Below are 17069 nucleotides of genomic sequence, written 5' to 3'. Positions count from 1 at the left end.
AATATAGCGTAATAAAAAAGAGGTAGCTTATATCATATAGGCTACCTCTTTTTTTTTATTAATGATTTATTAACGATGTTTAAGCATAAACAGGTAATTTTTTACAAATAGCTAATACTTTTTGTTTTGTACTCTCAATTACTGCTTGCTCATTGTCTTTACTAACAGCATCTAACACATCACAAATCCAACCTGCTAACTCAATCACATCTTGTTCTTTAAAACCTCTACGAGTGACCGCAGGAGTACCAATACGAAGACCAGATGTCACAAATGGACTTTGTGGGTCGTTTGGAACAGAGTTTTTGTTCACAGTAATATTTGCAGCACCTAATGCGGCATCAGCGGCTTTTCCTGTAATGCCTTTTTTGATTAAATTCACTAAGAATAAATGGTTTTCTGTTCCGTTTGAGACAATGTCATAACCACGTTGCTGGAAGATTTTCACCATTGCTTTAGCATTTTTTACTACTTCTTTTTGATAAACTTTAAAATCATCTTCCATTGCTTCTTTAAAGCAAACTGCTTTTGCAGCAATTACGTGAATTAATGGACCACCTTGATTGGCAGGGAATACAGCAGAGTTCAATTTTTTATGTAACTCTTCATCTTTTAAACCTGAAAGAATTAAACCACCACGAGGACCAGCTAAGGTTTTGTGCGTCGTTGTAGTGACCACGTGAGCATAAGGAACAGGGTTAGGATAAACACCTGCTGCAATTAATCCTGCAACGTGAGCCATATCAACAAATAAATAAGCTCCCACTTCATCGGCAATTTCACGCATTTTTGCCCAATCAACAATTTGAGAATAAGCAGAGAAACCTGCTATAATCATTTTTGGTTTACATTCAATAGCTTGACGACGGATATCTTCATAATCCATCACACCATCAGCAGTAATACCATATTGTACAGCATTATAAATTTTACCAGAGAAACTCACTTTTGCTCCGTGAGTTAAGTGTCCGCCGTGATCAAGGCTCATTCCTAAAATCGTATCACCAGGTTGTAATAATGCCATATAGACAGCAGCATTAGCTTGAGAACCTGAATGAGGTTGAACATTGGCATATTCAGCCTCAAATAATGCTTTGGCTCGATCAATCGCAAGCTGTTCCGCAATATCAGCAAATTCACAACCACCATAATAACGCTTACCCGGATAGCCTTCGGCATATTTATTGGTAAATTGGCAACCTTGTGCTTCCATTACGCGTGGGCTGGTATAGTTTTCAGAAGCAATAAGTTCGATGTGTTCTTCTTGACGACAATTTTCATCTAAAATAGCTTGCCATAAAACAGGATCATAATCAGCAATATTCATATTTCGACTTAACATTTCGTTCTCCTTTATAGTAAGATGGGCAGGATCAATATAGCTCTTATTGTACGCATTTTTAAATTGGATGGGTAGTTTTTTCTAGTAAAAAAGTGTGATGTTTGAAGGGATGATTAGGTAGGCTTATTTCACATAGAGAGAAATTTTATATACTATTTAGCGGTGACATTAAATCAAAAATATACCAAAGTTGACATCATTTTCATTCATTTAGAATAAAGATGATGTCACTTAATTATTTCTCACATTGTTGTGTCGTTTCGTTATAGCTATTGCCAGCGTCTAAACAGTCATCTTTTTTATCACAAGCTGTAAGCATAAATCCGCCGATTACTATTAATAAAAACATTAATTTTTTCACTTGGTTACTCCCTAATTAGGTTATTTTTTTATTAGATTAGAAGATCAATATAGTATTAAATACTATCTATATTTTAAATAGTTAAAAAATAGAATCAATGAATATTTTTTAAAATTATTGTTTAGGTTTGACGTTATAGTATTAAGTTAGACACACTAAATATCAGTAATAGTGTACAATATGAGCCAAGAGAAAAGAGTAGTTTTAACTTTATTGAATGAGGACTAGATGGTATATAAAAAAATTTCTTCAAAAACTATTGTTATAAAATTTGGTACGAGTGTTTTAACTCAAGGATCATTAAACTTAAATCGTCCTCAAATGTTGGAGATTGTTCGTCAATGTACAGAACTGCATAAACAGGGTGTGAGAATAGTCATTGTTACATCAGGAGCAATAGCAGCAGGGCGACATTATTTAGGAAATCCTGAACTCCCATCCACTATTGCGTCAAAGCAATTACTTGCTGCAGTTGGACAGAGCCAACTTATTCAAACTTGGGAAAAATTATTTGATATTTATAATATAAAAATTGGACAAGTTTTATTAAGTCGTGCAGATATAGAAGATCGTGAACGCTTTTTAAATGCAAGAGATACTCTAAATGCAATGCTGGATAACCACATTATTCCAATTATTAATGAAAATGATGCAGTTGCAACGGCAGAAATTAAAATTGGAGATAATGATAATTTATCTGCGCTGACTGCTATTCTTGCACAATCTGAACAACTTTATCTTTTAACTGATCAACAAGGGTTATTTGATAGTGATCCTCGAACAAATCCAAATGCAAAATTATTATCTGTGGTAAATCAGATTACGGATGAAATTAAAGCAATTGCGGGGGGAAGTGTATCAGGATTGGGGACAGGAGGAATGAGTACTAAAATTACGGCTGCGGATATTGCCACTCGTTCAGGGATTGAAACCATTATTGCATCTGGTAGTGATAAAAATGTGATTATTAACTTGGCTAATGGTATGGATATTGGGACAAAATTTACAGTTGCAAATGATTTACTTGAAAGCCGTAAACAGTGGTTATTTGCAGCACCCATTATGGGGGCATTACAAGTTGATGATGGCGCAGAGAATGCCTTAAAACAACATAAATCTATGCTTCCCGCGGGTCTTATTTCTGTTAATGGACGATTTTCACGAGGTGAAGTTGTTTTAATAAAAAATACACAAGACCAACCTGTTGCAAGAGGTATGGTGCGTTATAACAGTGAAGCGCTGGATTTAATTAAAGGTAAAAAATCACAATATATTGAAAGTATTTTAGGTTATCAATATGGTGCAGTGGCTATTCATAGCAACGATATGGTACTTCTATAAATGAGGATATAAAATGACAACAAAACTGATTGAAATAGGAAAGCGAGCTAAACACGCTTCTTTTGAACTTGCTCAATTCTCACAGCAACAAAAAAATAATGCTCTTGAGATTATTGCAAAAAGTTTAGAAGATCATACCGCTTCTATATTAAAAGCTAATACGCTTGATATACAAAAAGCCAAACAAAATGGGTTAAGTGATGCTTTAATTGACCGCTTGCTTCTGACAGAAGAACGTTTAATTGCTATTGCTAATGACGTACGCAATATAATTTCATTAGCTGATCCTGTTGGTCAAATTTTAGATGGTGGTCGCTTAGACAGTGGTTTAGAAATCAAACGTGTTTGTGTACCACTTGGCGTAGTGGGTGCTATTTATGAAGCACGACCTAATGTAACAATTGATATTGCAACACTGTGTTTAAAAACAGGAAATGCAGTTATTTTACGTGGTGGCAGTGAAACGCAACATTCTAATATTGTATTAGTTGAGGTTATTCAAAAGGCATTAAAAAAGGCAGAATTGCCTGAAAACTCCGTGCAACTTATTACTGATACCGATCGCCAATTAGTACTAGATTTACTCAAACTTGATCAATATGTGGATATGATAATCCCTCGTGGTGGGGCAAAATTACAAGAACTATGTAAACAGCATTCAACCATCCCTGTGATTATCGGAGGTATCGGGGTTTGTCATTTATTTGTAGAAGAAACGGCAAATTTGGAAAAATCCATTCCTGTTATTGAAAATGCAAAAACACAACGTCCAAGTACTTGTAATACCTTAGAAACATTATTAGTACAACATTCTATTGCAGAACAATTTTTACCAAAACTAGCGGTACGATTACAACAAAAATTTGCAAAATTTCATTGCGATCCTACCGCTTATAAAATATTAGAAAAAGCGGGGATTGAAATTCAAGCAACCAATGATGAAAAACTACGTCAAGAATGGCTTTCTACTGATTTAAATATTGTTGTGGTGGAAAATTTTGAACAAGCGATTACTCATATTCGTGAATATGGGAGCCAACACTCAGATGGAATTTTAACTCAAAACCCTCAACTAGCAGATTTATTTATTCGTCAAGTAGACTCTGCTTGTGTTTATGTGAATACCAGTACACGTTTTACTGATGGTGCTCAATTTGGATTAGGGGCAGAAGTCGCCGTAAGCACTCAAAAACTGCACGCGAGAGGACCAATGGGGTTAGATGCTTTGACAACTTACAAATGGGTCTGTTCGAGTGATTATGCGAGCAGATCTTAAATGTGAGTAAATAGTTTTTGTTATTCACAAATTTTTAAAAAAATGTGACCGCTCACTAAAATAATTTTTATTAAATGAGGAAAATATGGTTATTACTCAATTATGGATTTATCCCATAAAATCTTGTAAAGGTATTTCAGTCTCTTCCATTGATTTGTTAAAAAGTGGTTTGCGTTATGATCGTGAAATGATGATTGTTGATGAAACAGGTAAATTTGTTACCCAACGAAGTGATAAAATCTTGGCTCATATTGACGTGGAGTTAGTTGATCAAACAAAAGTTAAACTTTATTTTAACCATCGTTCAGTGATATTTGAAAAACAATATATTAACAAAGTGAATACAACAGTGTGGCGACGAGACGTGCCTGCATTTGATCAAGGCGATGATGTTGCCATTTTCCTAAGTGAGATTATTGGACGTCCTGTTCGTTTATTTGCCACTCGTCCAGAGGATACTTTTAATACACGGAAGAATATTCTTTTTCAAGATGGTCAAGCAGTGCATTTATTAACAGAATCTTCATTAGAACACGCTCAACAGTCACTCGCTGATTTTCACATTGATGTACAACGTTTTCGTCCTAATATTGTGATTGGCAAAAGTACACCTGATGAACAATTAACTGCTTTTATAGAAGATAGTTGGCAGAAAATACATACAAAATAAATTGAATTAACCATTACAAAGCTTTGTGAACGCTGTGCTATTCCAAGTATTAATCCTCAAACACTAGAGAAAGAGAGGGCAGTAGATCATTATCTTAAACAATATCGGATTATTGATAAAAAGCCGATGTTTGGCGTTTGTGGTTATGGTTCTAAATTAGGCATACTAAAAGTTGGTGACAGCATACAATATGAATAAAATAGCAAATAATTGATCTAAATTTATTCCGCTTTAAGCTATTGCTTGTTAAACTACATCCAATTTATTTAGATAGGAATAAAGTAATGAAAAGTACCGATATTACCATTATTGGCGGTGGAATGGTGGGGTTGGCAGTAGCTGCACTGTTAGAAAATGCGAATTGTCAAATTACTATTATTGAACGTTCCACACCTTTTTTTGATCCTAATTTATTGACTCATCGAGTCAGTGCCATTAATTTTGCAAGCCAGACAATGCTAGAAAAATTAGGGATATGGCAGTTTATTCCAGAGAATAAAAAATCCCCTTATTCTAAAATGCACGTTTGGGAAAAAGACAGCTTTGCTAAAATTGAATTTGATAATACCGCAAATGAAATTAAATCTTTGGGTTTAGAGCAGCTCGGCTTTATTATTGAAAATCAGCATATTCAAAATGCATTGTGGCAACAAGTGAGCAAGCAGCCAAATGTAGAAATTATCTTAGCTCAACCACAAACTCTCTCCATTAATGAAACTGGTGCATTTTTAACTTTAGATAATAATGAAATGTTGACGTCTAAATTGGTGATTGGTGCGGATGGTGCAAATTCTTGGGTTCGTTCACAAATGAATATGCCTTTAATTTCAAAGGATTATCAACATACTGCTTTAGTTTGTAATGTAAAAACACAAGAAGCCCACCAACAAACAGCGTGGCAAATTTTCTCACCTGATAGCATTCTGGCTTTTCTGCCTTTGAATGATGAATATCATTGTTCTATTGTATGGTCACTTCCTCCAGAAAAAGCCAAAACCTTATTAAACTGTGATGTTATAGCGTTTAATAAAGCCTTAACAATTGCATTTGATAATAAGTTGGGTTTGTGTGAACTAGTGACAGATTTGCAAAATCCTCGAGGGATCTACCCGCTTACCGCTCGTTATTGCCGTGATTTTGCACAAAATAGAATTGCTTTAGTGGGCGATGCTGCACATACCATTCATCCTCTGGCAGGTCTTGGCGTTAATTTAGGTTTTGCTGATGCAATGGAAATGGCAACCCAGATTAAAACTAATTTAGAAACAAGTGTAGATATTGGTGAATATCGTCATTTGCGAGAGTATGAAAGAAAAAGAAAGGTAGAAGCTGTGAAACTTTTAGGTGCAATGGGCGTCTTAAAAGAGACTTTTTCAGGGAATAACCCCGTTAAAAAATTGATACGAGGAGTTGGACTCAATTTAACCAATCAATTACCTTTAGTGAAAAGCACATTGATAAAACAAGCGGTTGGACTACCATCTATCTCTAAGATATAATGTGATAATCAATCTACGTATTGATTAATTTGATTTTTAATTAAGGAATGTTAAATGAATAATGTTAAGAAAATTAGTATCGTTGCTTTGTTGTCTATTTTTTTGATAGGGTGTGACAAAACAAATAATACAGAAACATCAAGTGATAACAAACAAAATATAGAGGTTTCTGTTGTTGAACCAAAGGAAGAATTTAAACAACTGATGGAGTTAGATCAAGCATTTAATCCTGCATTAGAGACCGTTCAGAAGGAAGTTATGCAAGCGGCAGCAAACAAAGATAAGGCAGCCCTTAATGTAGCTTCTGGAAAGTTCTTTGTTTTAATTGAAGATACAATAAAAAAATATAGTAATCTTAATCTTCAAGATACAGAAGTAAAAGGCTTACGTGATAAGATGGTATCTGTATTACAGCAAACCATTGATTTTACTAAAAAAGCACAACAGATTAAAAGTGAGGAAGAGAAAAACGCATTAATTATGGAAAAAAATTCATTAATTACCAATGCTCAAGCTCTTCAAACAATCCAAACCAAATTAGCAGTAAAATTTGGTTTTCTTCAAGATACATCAATAGATGATAAAAAGTAAAAGAACCGTTTAGATAAAAAGAGCAAAGTTAGTTTTTAAATTTGCTCTTTTTTTACTCCAATATTAAATTCAAGTATTAAAAAAGTACAGTTTCTTGATGCTCACTAATATAAACTCCTCTTTCTAAAGCACGGGTATTACTCGCAGAATAAAAAATTAAGAATTAAATACTTCTTATTTTTAATGTTGCTTAAAAAATACTAGACAATTGTAATTTTTTCATTACAGTATTAATTTAATTCTAATAAAAAAGAGGTCAAACACAATGTTATCAAATGAAGTTGTTATCTCAATTATTGCATTGCTTGTTTTAAGTTTGTTGCGAATAAATGTAATAATTGCACTTATTATTTCAGCCTTAATTTGCGGTATTATCGGAAATTATGGTGTTGATGGTATCGCGTTTTCAGATGCCGTATCTAAAACTATCAGTAGTTTCTCTAGTGGTCTAGGTGGAGGTGCTGAAACTGCAATGAATTATGCCGTCTTAGGTGCTTTTGCCGTTGCACTTTCTAAATCTGGTGTCACAGATTTACTTTCTTATAAAATCATTCAACATTTTGGAAAGCAACCTTCTGGTCGTTCAGTATTTTGGTTTAAATATATTCTACTATTTGTGTTAGTAGCATTTTCTATGTCATCACAAAATATTATCCCAATCCATATCGCCTTTATTCCAATTGTTGTGCCTCCATTACTTAGTGTGATGAATCAACTGAAAATGGATCGTCGAGCAGTGGCTTGTGCATTAACTTTTGGTCTAACTGCAACTTATATGTTAATTCCTGCTGGATTTGGTCAAATCTTTATTCAAAGCGTATTGGTTAAGAATATTAATATGGCAGGAGCAGATTTGGGAATAACCACTTCTGTAATAGAAGTATCAAAAGCAATGTTAATTCCTGTTCTAGGTATGATTTTAGGTTTGTTATTTGCCTTTTTTGTAAGCTATCGTAAACCACGTACTTATATAGAAGATGCTCCTGAACCAACCGCTGAAAGTATTGAAGAGCGAGTAGCAAGAGTGCGACCTTTCCATATTGGCGTAAGCATTGCAGCTATTGTTATTACTTGTATGGTACAACTTATAACTGGCTCAACAATTATGGGCGGGCTTGCAGGTTTAATTATTTTTGCACTTGGCGGTATCTTTAAACTAAAAGAGAGTAATGATATATTTCAGCAAGGCTTACGTTTAATGGCGATGATCGGATTTGTGATGATTGCTGCCTCAGGCTTTGCCAATGTTGTAAATTCAACTGGTGGTGTTCCTGAGTTAGTGACGGTATTAAGTAATACTATTGGAGCAGATAACAAAGGCTTAGCCGCATTTTTGATGTTGTTAGTGGGTCTCTTCATTACAATGGGGATTGGTTCATCTTTCTCAACAGTACCTATTATTGCGTCCATTTATGTGCCACTTTGTTTATCCTTTGGATTTTCTCCACTCGCAACTGTTTCTATTGTAGGCGTTGCTGCGGCACTTGGTGATGCGGGTTCTCCAGCATCAGATTCAACCTTAGGTCCAACATCAGGTCTAAATGCGGATGGTAAACACGACCATATCTGGGATTCTGTGGTTCCTACCTTTTTACACTTTAATATTCCATTGTTAGCATTTGGCTGGATTGCTGCGATGATTTTGTAAGTAAAAATATGACACCTAGAAAGTGGGTTTATCCCAATTTTCAGTACATTAAAAGCACCAAAATAGGTGCTTTTTTATTTCTATATTATCTGTCATTTATTTACAAGGTTTATCTAACCTTAAATTCCTTGAAAAACATTGTAACCCTTTCACATTATCTGATTTTGCCATATCTTGCAAAGTGGCGGTTGGACAATGTAATAATTGATTAGTTAATTTATAGCTTAGCTCAGTCAACACTTTTTGAGGATCTTCCCCTTGGGAAAGGGAATATTGTGCTTTTTCTAATAATTGTAAACGTATGTGTTCTGCACTTTGACGATAAAATTTGATTAAATCCCTAGATTGCAATTGCTTTAGCCATTCAAAGAAAGCTCGACACTCTTGGTAAACAATATTTTTAGCTTGCTCTGCTGCAAGTTGACGCTGGGCTAAATTTTGATTGATAATCGCCTCTAAATCATCCACATTATAGGCATACACACCCTCTAACTTATCAACGCCCTCTTCAATATCACAAGGAACGGCAATATCAATTAATAATAAAGGAGCAAAATAGCGAGATTGTTGAGCCTGCGTAATCATCTCCTTAGAAATAAGAGGCTCACTGGCTCCTGTTGAGCTAATCACAATATCGGCTTTATTTAATCCTATTTGTAACTGATCTAAAGATAAAATTTCCATTTCACCTATTTTTTCTTGTAACTGTTCAGCTCGTGCTTTTGTACGATTAGCAACCATCAAATTTTTCGCATTATGTTGTACAAGATAACGACAGACTAACTCAATGGTTTCCCCCGCGCCCACCATTAAAAAATGAATTTTTGAAAAATCATCAAAAATTTGACGAGCTAACCCACAGGCGGCGTAGGCAACAGAAACAGCACTACCACCAATATCCGTTTCTGAACGAACTCGTTTTGCGGTACTGAATGTTTTCTGAAATAAACGAGATAACTTAATTGAAAAAGTCATTTTTTGTGTTAAATAAAATTGCTCACTTTGTTGATATGCTTTTTTCACTTGTCCTAAAATTTGAGGTTCACCTAAAACCAGAGAGTCTAAGCCACAAGCAACAGACATTAAATGTTCTGCAGCATCAAAGTTTTGCTTAAAATAGATGGATTGCTGTAATTCAACTAGATCAAAGTGATGAAATTTAGATAACCAAGTGACACAGTGATTACACCATTGAATATTTACAGGATTATCAGACTGAGGAGGAATTTGTGAATGATGAAAATAAATTTCTGTACGATTACAAGTGGATAAAATAACAGCACTTTCTGCTAATTTTTGTTGTGAAATTTGTGTTAAAGCAACAGCAAGATGCTCATCCACAAAAGCAATTTTCTCACGTAATTTTACTGAGGCAGTTTTATGATTGATACCCACAACAAGAATTGTCATTTTAACCCACTATAAAAAAATAAAAATCTCTCAAACCAGAGAGGCAAGAGAGACATTTTAAACAATCTGAAATTTGTTGCAACTTTGTCGTTTTTTTAGTCAGAAAGTTTTTCTACTTTTAACGTTATTCCTTCCACATCAACCACCTTAACCAAATCATTGACGTTTAATTGCATACCTTCAACCTTCCAAGTGGTATCGGCAAATTTAGCACGCACAGCACCACTATCTAAAATTTCAACCACACGCCCTTGTTTACCAAGCATTGCGTGATCTCGCTGATTTAGAAAAGAAGCCTCATCGGGTTCTAAATTTTTTCTTTGTTGATAACGCCACCAAAGAAAACTAAAAATAGAGGCTAACACAGCAAAAATTGCAAATTGCCACGAAATGGAAATGTTAAAAACAGCGACTATTCCTGCCATAATCATTGCGGCAAAACCCCACCACATAAAGAATACGCCAGATAAAAACACCTCTAAAATAAGTAATACAAAACCCGCAATTAACCAACTATTCCAAGCAGTAAACCATTCCATTTATTTCTCCTTAATTTCCTAAATATCACAATTTTATAAAAATATGCAATACTATATTTTGTGATAAAAATAACCGATCTACTAAGAAATATCAATTATTTCTCACTGAAAAAATAAAATATAGCGGTAACATTCTAAAGAAAATTTGCAAATTTCAAACAAAATGTCACCGCTTATTTTTAGATTAAAAACTAATCCTTGCCGACGTGTAAGATGGCAAGGAATGCCTCTTGTGGTAATTCAACATTACCCACAGATTTCATTCGTTTTTTACCATCTTTCTGCTTTTGTAATAATTTCTTCTTACGGCTGACGTCACCACCATAACATTTTGCTAATACGTTTTTACGTAATTGTTTAACCGTTGAACGAGCAATAATTTGGTTACCAATCGCCGCCTGAATAGCAATGTCAAATTGCTGACGAGGAATAAAATCTTTCATTTTTTGAACTAATTCACGACCACGGAAAGCTGCATTAGTTTTATGAATAATGAGAGCAAGAGCATCAACACGTTCACCATTGATCATTACATCCACTCGCACCATATCATCAGCTTGGAAGCGTTTAAAATTATAATCCAAAGATGCATAGCCACGAGAAGTTGATTTAATCCTATCGAAGAAATCTAATACCACTTCACCCATTGGAATTTCATAGGTTAAAGCAACTTGATTACCGTGATAAACCATATTGGTTTGTACACCACGTTTCTCAATACAAAGGGTAATGACGTTACCTAAATATTCCTGTGGTACAAGAATATGACATTCAGCAATTGGCTCACGAATTTCTGCAATATTATTTAATGGTGGTAATTTTGCAGGGCTATCTACATATTCCACATTACCATTATTCAGTGCTACTTCATAAACTACAGTTGGAGCAGTGGTAATTAAATCTAAATCATATTCACGCTCTAACCGTTCCTGAATAATCTCCATATGCAATAAGCCAAGGAAACCACAACGGAAGCCAAAGCCTAAAGCCGAAGAGGTTTCTGGTTCGTAGAATAATGAAGCATCATTTAAGCTTAATTTACCCAATGCGTCACGGAATGATTCATAATCATCAGAGCTAATTGGGAATAAACCCGCATAAACCTGAGGTTTTACTTTTTGAAAACCCGGTAAAATATCCGTTGCTGCATTGTGTTGATGGGTAATGGTATCACCCACAGGGGCACCTAAAATATCCTTAATTCCACAAACAACCCAGCCAACTTCACCACAATGTAGTACATCAGTATCTGTTTGTTTTGGTGTGAAGATACCCAAGCGATCAATATTATAATTAATCCCTGTACTCATCATTTTGATTTTATCATTTTTACGTAACGTACCATTTTTAATACGTACCAATGATACAATGCCTAAGTAATTATCAAACCAAGAATCAATAATTAAGGCTTGCAATTTTGCATTTGGATCACCTTCTGGTGCTGGCATTTTAGTCACGATTTCTTCTAAAACATCCTCAATGCCCAGACCTGTTTTTGCAGAACAACGAACAGCTTCAATGGCTTCAATACCTACAATATCTTCAATTTCTTCTGCGACACGTTCAGGTTCAGCAGCAGGTAAGTCAATTTTATTTAAAACAGGAACAACCTCTAAATCCATTTCCATTGCAGTGTAACAGTTTGCCAAAGTTTGTGCTTCCACGCCTTGCCCTGCATCTACGACTAATAATGCACCTTCACAGGCAGACAGTGAGCGAGATACTTCATAAGAGAAATCCACGTGTCCAGGAGTATCGATAAAATTAAGTTGATAAGTTTCACCGTTTTTTGCTTTATAATTTAAGGTAACACTTTGAGCTTTAATGGTAATACCACGCTCACGTTCTAAATCCATTGAATCTAGCACTTGAGATTCCATTTCACGCTCTGTTAAACCACCACAAGTTTGAATTAAGCGATCAGAAAGTGTCGACTTGCCGTGATCAATATGGGCAATAATCGAAAAGTTACGAATATTTTTCATTTCCATTTTATATTTCCGTTTCTATTTTTTATAAGGAATATTTTCCTGTAAATCAGTTGATAAAAGTATAACCGATGAATTTTACCTGAAAGCAACATAAATTGAAAAGGAAAGCGGTCACATTTAACAAATTTTTTGCAATTTTTTCTGTACAATATTTGCTATAATGTGTTTGAATTTTAATTTAAACACAAATGATAATGTCAGAAAAAACAGAACAACCATCAGAAAAACAAACAGAAACAATAGATTACAATTTATTAAAAAATCGCTTTAGAGGATATTTACCTGTAGTGATTGATGTGGAAACCTCTGGTTTGAATGCACAAACAGACGCATTATTGGAGTTGGCTGCAATTACCGTAAAAATGGATGAAAAAGGGTATTTAATCGCTGATCAAAAATGTCATTTTCACATCAAACCTTTTGAAGGGGCAAATATTAACCCTGAGTCTTTGAAAATAAATGGGATAAATTTAGAAGACGAAAATCGTGGAGCAATCGCTGAGGTTGTTGCTATTCCAGAAATGTTTAAAATGGTACGCAAAGCGATGAAAGAGCAAGGTTGTCAGCGAGCGATAATTGTGGCACATAATGCCACTTTTGATCAACAGTTCCTGCAACAAGCAGTAAAACGTATTGGTGCAAAACGTGATCCTTTCCATCCGTTCGCAATGTTTGACACCGCAACTCTTGCAGGCTTTGTTTATGGGCAAACTGTGTTAGTGAAAGCCTGCCAAATGGCTGAAATCCCTTTTGATAACAAACAAGCGCACGGTGCATTATACGATACTGAAATTACCGCTGAATTATTTTGTAAAATGGTGAATAAGTTCAAAGAGTTAGGTGGTTTTCCAGTGATACAAACGAGTGATGTTAAATAAATGTGATGTTTTGTAAGCAGTATGTGATTGAAAATAGAGCTTGTTGTATGTTAGTTCGTCGTAGTATAATCAAACTAATGTAGTAATTTTGAATTAGAATAGTTTGGAATAGAATACATAAAAAGTATCATAATAGGTAAAAATTTGAATGAGGCTAACGCTTAATGAAGTACAGTGTATTATCGCACTAAAAAATAAATATTTTGGTTTTGAAAGTAAAATTTTTCTTTTTGGAAGTCGTTTAGATGACCAGGTAAAAGGGGGGGATATAGATTTATATTTAATCCCAGAAGAAAATAGTGAAAATCCTTTTTCTTTAAAAAGTAAATTTCTGATTGCTTTACAAAATGAGATCGGTGAGCAAAAAATTGATCTTATTATTGCTTCAGATAGAAATAGAGTAATTGAGAGAGAGGCTATGAAAGGAATGGAACTAGATATTGGACAAATAAAATTACGAAAATACCTTAATGAATGTGACAAGCACCTGTTGAGAATAAATGAGGCTTATGAAGATATAAAGGATATTATTCCTTTAAGTGTAAGTAAATATACAACTTTGAATAAAAATGAAGTGCGAAATATTGACCAATATCTCTACCGTTTTTCAAAATTACAGGACACATTAGGACAAAAAATATTTAAATCTATTTTAGCTATCTATGAACCAAATATTGAACCACTTCCCTTTTTAGATATATTAAATCGGTTAGAGAAATTACATTTTTTAGAAGATAAGAATGAGTGGCTTGCATTAAGAGAAAAAAGAAATAGGATCGCTCATCAATATGATGATGAACCTTATGAAATGGTTCAGGCGTTAAACGATATTTTGTATTATAAGAACATTTTAGAGTCAATTTATTTGTATATTAGAAATAAATTGATTGATAATGGTGAAAAAAATTAGTTTAAATGTTAGATGCTTACAAAAAAATGTTAAAAATCGAACACAAGAAAACTTAAAAGAAATACAAAGGCTCTCTCTATTTTGTGGAGTTTAAAAATCCTAAAGTTAAGAATATTAATGTTGATAATATTAAATCTAAATCTAAATCTAAATCTAAATCTAAATTTAAATCAGGAACAATAATTTTAAAAGAGTTATTAAAAAACTTTGAAAAACCAAAAGATAACAAATTTATTTTTTGTGTTGTATATAAATCTTCTGGTAAACCAAAATATTTTGATTACTCTCATTTTGTAGCCAATTTAACTAAATTTAGTTTAGTGAAGAAAATAAACATTTGAATAATTTTTATGACGAAATAATAACTCAGGATATAGAGTTTTATAAGAAAGAATTTGTAGATTTACAATGTTAGATTTAATTTACGTATTCTTAGATTTAAAAGACTTAAATATAAAATCGTATTAGTAGGATAATAAAATGAAAAAAATATTAGTCACAGGTGGTGCTGGATTTATTGGCTCAGCAGTTATTCGTCATATTATTGAGAGTACGGATGATAGTGTCATCAATGTAGATAAATTAACTTATGCAGGAAATTTAGAATCTCTTGATAGTGTGTCTGAAAGCGAAAGATATCATTTTGAACAAGTTGATATTTGTGATGCGGTTACATTGAAGCAAGTTTTTGCAAAATATCAGCCTGATTTAATTACTTTTGTCAAAGACAGACCAGGACACGATGTGCGTTATGCGATTGATGCAACTAAAATTCAACGAGAATTGGGATGGAAACCACGGGAAACTTTTGAAACGGGTATTCGTAGAACCGTTGAGTGGTATTTGGGTAATAAAAATAGGATATAATTATGAAAAAAATAGTAATCACATACGGAACTTTTGATTTGTTTCATGTTGGGCATGTGAGAATTTTAAAAAGATTAAGAGCATTGGGTGATAGGCTTGTTGTTGGGATTTCAAGTGATGAGTTTAACGCTATAAAAGGCAAAAAATCATTTTTCTCCTATGAGGAAAGAAAGGAAATATTACTTGCTTGTAAATATGTAGATGAGGTTTTCCCTGAACATACTTGGGAGCAGAAAGCAGATGATGTAAAAAAATATAAAGCCGATATTTTTGGTATGGGGCATGATTGGGAAGGTAAATTTGATGAACTTAAAGAGTTTTGTGAAGTTATTTATTTACCGAGAACAGAAGATATTTCAACTACAGATATTAAAAAATCTTTATCTTTGATTACCCCAGAGCAATGTATTAGCTTAGAAGAGTCCCTGCATGCTACTTTGGAATTAATTAAATCTATTAATAAGAGTATATAGTTTCTATGAGTAAATTACGGACTAATGTAGTGTTTTTAATAGGACAGCACAGGGCAAGATCGCACTTTTCTTAAAAATATGATCTAATAGCACCTATTATTCAATAACAAATAGGTGTAAAAATGAATATATTATCAGCTTTTAAAGATTTAGAAGACCCTCGCAAAGATATAAACAAAAAATATGACTTCTTAGATGTTATTTTTCTTGTCGTAAGTGCGGTAATATCAGGTGCAGAAGGATGGAGTGAAATTCATCAGTTTGGTAAATTGAATATAAAATGGTTACGAAAATACCGAGATTTTGAAAATGGTATTCCTGTTGATGATACGATTGCTCGTATTGTAAGACGGATAAATCCTGAGAAATTAAATTATATTTTTATTAATTTTATCAATGAGATACGAAAATCACAAGGTAAAGAGTGTATTGCAATAGATGGTAAAACATTAAAAAATAGTTCACATTTAGAGCCTCATAATGCGCTACATAGTATTACGGCTTGGAGCTGTTCAAGAGGATTAATTTTAGCTCAAAATAAGTCCAAAAGTAAGAAAAATGAGAATGAAAGCATTCTAGAAATGATAGATATTTTAGAGCTAAATCAAGCCGTCATTACGGTAGATGCGATGAATACGCAAAAGAAAATAGCGAAGAAAATCATAGAAAAGAAGAGTGATTATGTGATGCCATTGAAAAATAATCATAAGAAATTTAGAAACGAAATAGAAAGTTATTTTCATAAAGTAGTGCGAGAAAAATCAATAAAAATAGATAAGTTTCAAGAAGTTAACTGTGAAAGAAGTCGAATAGATCAACGGTATTATTCAAAATTACCAATAAGTGATTGGCTTTTGGAATCTCAAGGTTGGACAGGAATTAAAAGCCTTATTCAAGTTCATAGGATAAGAGAAGACAATGGCAAGAAAAGTGAAGAAAAAGTATTTTATATCAGTAGCTTAGATGTTCCTTGCGAAGACTTTGCGAAATATATTAGGGGTCATTGGGAAGTTGAAAATAAAGCGCATTGGGTACTTGATGTTGTTTTTAAAGAAGATGATAGTACGATTTATTTGGGGGATGGCGTTGAAAATATGGCAATAATTAGGCGTTTAGGGCTTAATTTAGCACGACTACATCCAGCTAAAAATAGTATGAAAAGCAAGCTGAAATCAGCTGGCTGGTCTGATGAAATGAGGTCTGAGCTTATTTTTGGTGTGTGTGATTAATTTATAGACAAAGTACGCGGTTGCCCTGTAGGACAGCAAGGAAT

At 33.7% G+C, this 17069-nt stretch carries 16 protein-coding genes; 12 read left to right on the top strand and 4 right to left on the bottom strand.

Annotated elements, in window-relative coordinates; translation table 11 throughout:
- Window positions 1-79: 79 nt before the first annotated feature.
- Window positions 80-1342, bottom strand: a complete 1263-nt coding sequence (glyA, locus tag U9966_RS00265) for a serine hydroxymethyltransferase (RefSeq protein WP_306347796.1) — start codon at window positions 1340-1342, stop codon at window positions 80-82.
- A gap of 589 nt (window positions 1343-1931) precedes the next feature.
- On the opposite strand from glyA, the gene proB reads away from it, so the two are divergent.
- The 6 genes from proB (at window position 1932) to U9966_RS00235 (ending at window position 8728) form a co-directional block, all read left to right on the top strand.
- Window positions 1932-3044, top strand: a complete 1113-nt coding sequence (gene proB, locus U9966_RS00260) for a glutamate 5-kinase (RefSeq protein WP_306347797.1) — start codon at window positions 1932-1934, stop codon at window positions 3042-3044.
- Between the two features lie 13 nt (window positions 3045-3057).
- Window positions 3058-4320, top strand: coding sequence for a glutamate-5-semialdehyde dehydrogenase (proA, locus tag U9966_RS00255; RefSeq protein WP_306347798.1), 1263 nt, complete (start codon window positions 3058-3060; stop codon window positions 4318-4320).
- 85 nt (window positions 4321-4405) lie between these two features.
- The gene (locus U9966_RS00250; RefSeq protein ID WP_338000880.1) at window positions 4406-4990 is read left to right on the top strand and encodes an MOSC domain-containing protein; all 585 of its coding nucleotides are present in this window, start codon (window positions 4406-4408) and stop codon (window positions 4988-4990) included.
- 284 nt (window positions 4991-5274) lie between these two features.
- Window positions 5275-6489 carry an FAD-dependent monooxygenase gene (locus U9966_RS00245; RefSeq protein ID WP_306347799.1) on the top strand — a complete coding sequence of 405 codons (1215 nt, stop codon included), beginning with the start codon at window positions 5275-5277 and terminating at the stop codon, window positions 6487-6489.
- 54 nt (window positions 6490-6543) lie between these two features.
- Complete coding sequence (locus tag U9966_RS00240) at window positions 6544-7080, top strand: hypothetical protein (RefSeq protein ID WP_306347800.1); 537 nt, start codon at window positions 6544-6546, stop codon at window positions 7078-7080.
- Between the two features lie 265 nt (window positions 7081-7345).
- Window positions 7346-8728: a Na+/H+ antiporter family protein gene (locus U9966_RS00235; protein WP_306347801.1), complete on the top strand. Its 1383-nt coding sequence runs from the start codon at window positions 7346-7348 to the stop codon at window positions 8726-8728.
- 96 nt (window positions 8729-8824) lie between these two features.
- Here the strand turns inward: U9966_RS00235 and hemA are convergent, their stop codons facing one another.
- The 3 genes from hemA to lepA form a co-directional block, all read right to left on the bottom strand.
- Complete coding sequence (gene hemA, locus U9966_RS00230) at window positions 8825-10138, bottom strand: glutamyl-tRNA reductase (RefSeq protein ID WP_306347802.1); 1314 nt, start codon at window positions 10136-10138, stop codon at window positions 8825-8827.
- Window positions 10139-10233: 95 nt separating this feature from the next.
- The gene (locus U9966_RS00225; protein ID WP_211599229.1) at window positions 10234-10677 is read right to left on the bottom strand and encodes an NfeD family protein; all 444 of its coding nucleotides are present in this window, start codon (window positions 10675-10677) and stop codon (window positions 10234-10236) included.
- Window positions 10678-10868: 191 nt separating this feature from the next.
- Entirely contained in the window at window positions 10869-12662 is a 1794-nt protein-coding gene (gene lepA / locus U9966_RS00220) for a translation elongation factor 4 (protein WP_306347807.1), read from the bottom strand.
- Between the two features lie 200 nt (window positions 12663-12862).
- On the opposite strand from lepA, the gene rnt reads away from it, so the two are divergent.
- The 6 genes from rnt to U9966_RS00190 all read left to right on the top strand — a co-directional run bounded on the left by rnt (window position 12863) and on the right by U9966_RS00190 (window position 17025).
- On the top strand, window positions 12863-13546 hold the full coding sequence (rnt, locus tag U9966_RS00215; RefSeq protein WP_306347803.1) for a ribonuclease T: 684 nt from the start codon (window positions 12863-12865) through the stop codon (window positions 13544-13546).
- A gap of 148 nt (window positions 13547-13694) precedes the next feature.
- A complete protein-coding gene (locus U9966_RS00210) occupies window positions 13695-14456 on the top strand; it encodes a hypothetical protein (RefSeq protein WP_211599227.1) in 762 nt (253 codons plus the stop codon).
- Between the two features lie 83 nt (window positions 14457-14539).
- Window positions 14540-14797 carry a hypothetical protein gene (locus U9966_RS00205; protein ID WP_306347804.1) on the top strand — a complete coding sequence of 86 codons (258 nt, stop codon included), beginning with the start codon at window positions 14540-14542 and terminating at the stop codon, window positions 14795-14797.
- Between the two features lie 139 nt (window positions 14798-14936).
- The gene (locus U9966_RS00200; protein ID WP_306347805.1) at window positions 14937-15323 is read left to right on the top strand and encodes a GDP-mannose 4,6-dehydratase; all 387 of its coding nucleotides are present in this window, start codon (window positions 14937-14939) and stop codon (window positions 15321-15323) included.
- Between the two features lie 2 nt (window positions 15324-15325).
- Window positions 15326-15796, top strand: coding sequence for a glycerol-3-phosphate cytidylyltransferase (tagD, locus tag U9966_RS00195; RefSeq protein ID WP_306347806.1), 471 nt, complete (start codon window positions 15326-15328; stop codon window positions 15794-15796).
- 122 nt (window positions 15797-15918) lie between these two features.
- Entirely contained in the window at window positions 15919-17025 is a 1107-nt protein-coding gene (locus U9966_RS00190) for an ISAs1 family transposase (RefSeq protein ID WP_322631706.1), read from the top strand.
- The last annotated feature ends 44 nt before the right edge of the window (window positions 17026-17069 follow it).

It is taken from the genome of Pasteurella atlantica, assembly GCF_963693435.1.
In the GTDB taxonomy this organism is placed as follows: Bacteria; Pseudomonadota; Gammaproteobacteria; order Enterobacterales; family Pasteurellaceae; genus Phocoenobacter; species Phocoenobacter atlanticus.
This window is presented reverse-complemented; position numbering and strand designations above follow the sequence as displayed.

Excerpts from the sequence above, each read along its gene's own strand:
- glyA (WP_306347796.1), bottom strand. The coding sequence starts at position 1,342 with ATGTTAAGTCGAAATATGAATATTGCTGATTATGATCCTGTTTTATGG.
- proB (WP_306347797.1), top strand. The coding sequence starts at position 1,932 with ATGGTATATAAAAAAATTTCTTCAAAAACTATTGTTATAAAATTTGGT.
- proA (WP_306347798.1), top strand. The coding sequence starts at position 3,058 with ATGACAACAAAACTGATTGAAATAGGAAAGCGAGCTAAACACGCTTCT.
- U9966_RS00250 (WP_338000880.1), top strand. The coding sequence starts at position 4,406 with ATGGTTATTACTCAATTATGGATTTATCCCATAAAATCTTGTAAAGGT.
- U9966_RS00245 (WP_306347799.1), top strand. The coding sequence starts at position 5,275 with ATGAAAAGTACCGATATTACCATTATTGGCGGTGGAATGGTGGGGTTG.
- U9966_RS00240 (WP_306347800.1), top strand. The coding sequence starts at position 6,544 with ATGAATAATGTTAAGAAAATTAGTATCGTTGCTTTGTTGTCTATTTTT.
- U9966_RS00235 (WP_306347801.1), top strand. The coding sequence starts at position 7,346 with ATGTTATCAAATGAAGTTGTTATCTCAATTATTGCATTGCTTGTTTTA.
- hemA (WP_306347802.1), bottom strand. The coding sequence starts at position 10,138 with ATGACAATTCTTGTTGTGGGTATCAATCATAAAACTGCCTCAGTAAAA.
- U9966_RS00225 (WP_211599229.1), bottom strand. The coding sequence starts at position 10,677 with ATGGAATGGTTTACTGCTTGGAATAGTTGGTTAATTGCGGGTTTTGTA.
- lepA (WP_306347807.1), bottom strand. The coding sequence starts at position 12,662 with ATGAAAAATATTCGTAACTTTTCGATTATTGCCCATATTGATCACGGC.
- rnt (WP_306347803.1), top strand. The coding sequence starts at position 12,863 with ATGTCAGAAAAAACAGAACAACCATCAGAAAAACAAACAGAAACAATA.
- U9966_RS00210 (WP_211599227.1), top strand. The coding sequence starts at position 13,695 with ATGAGGCTAACGCTTAATGAAGTACAGTGTATTATCGCACTAAAAAAT.
- U9966_RS00200 (WP_306347805.1), top strand. The coding sequence starts at position 14,937 with ATGAAAAAAATATTAGTCACAGGTGGTGCTGGATTTATTGGCTCAGCA.
- tagD (WP_306347806.1), top strand. The coding sequence starts at position 15,326 with ATGAAAAAAATAGTAATCACATACGGAACTTTTGATTTGTTTCATGTT.
- U9966_RS00190 (WP_322631706.1), top strand. The coding sequence starts at position 15,919 with ATGAATATATTATCAGCTTTTAAAGATTTAGAAGACCCTCGCAAAGAT.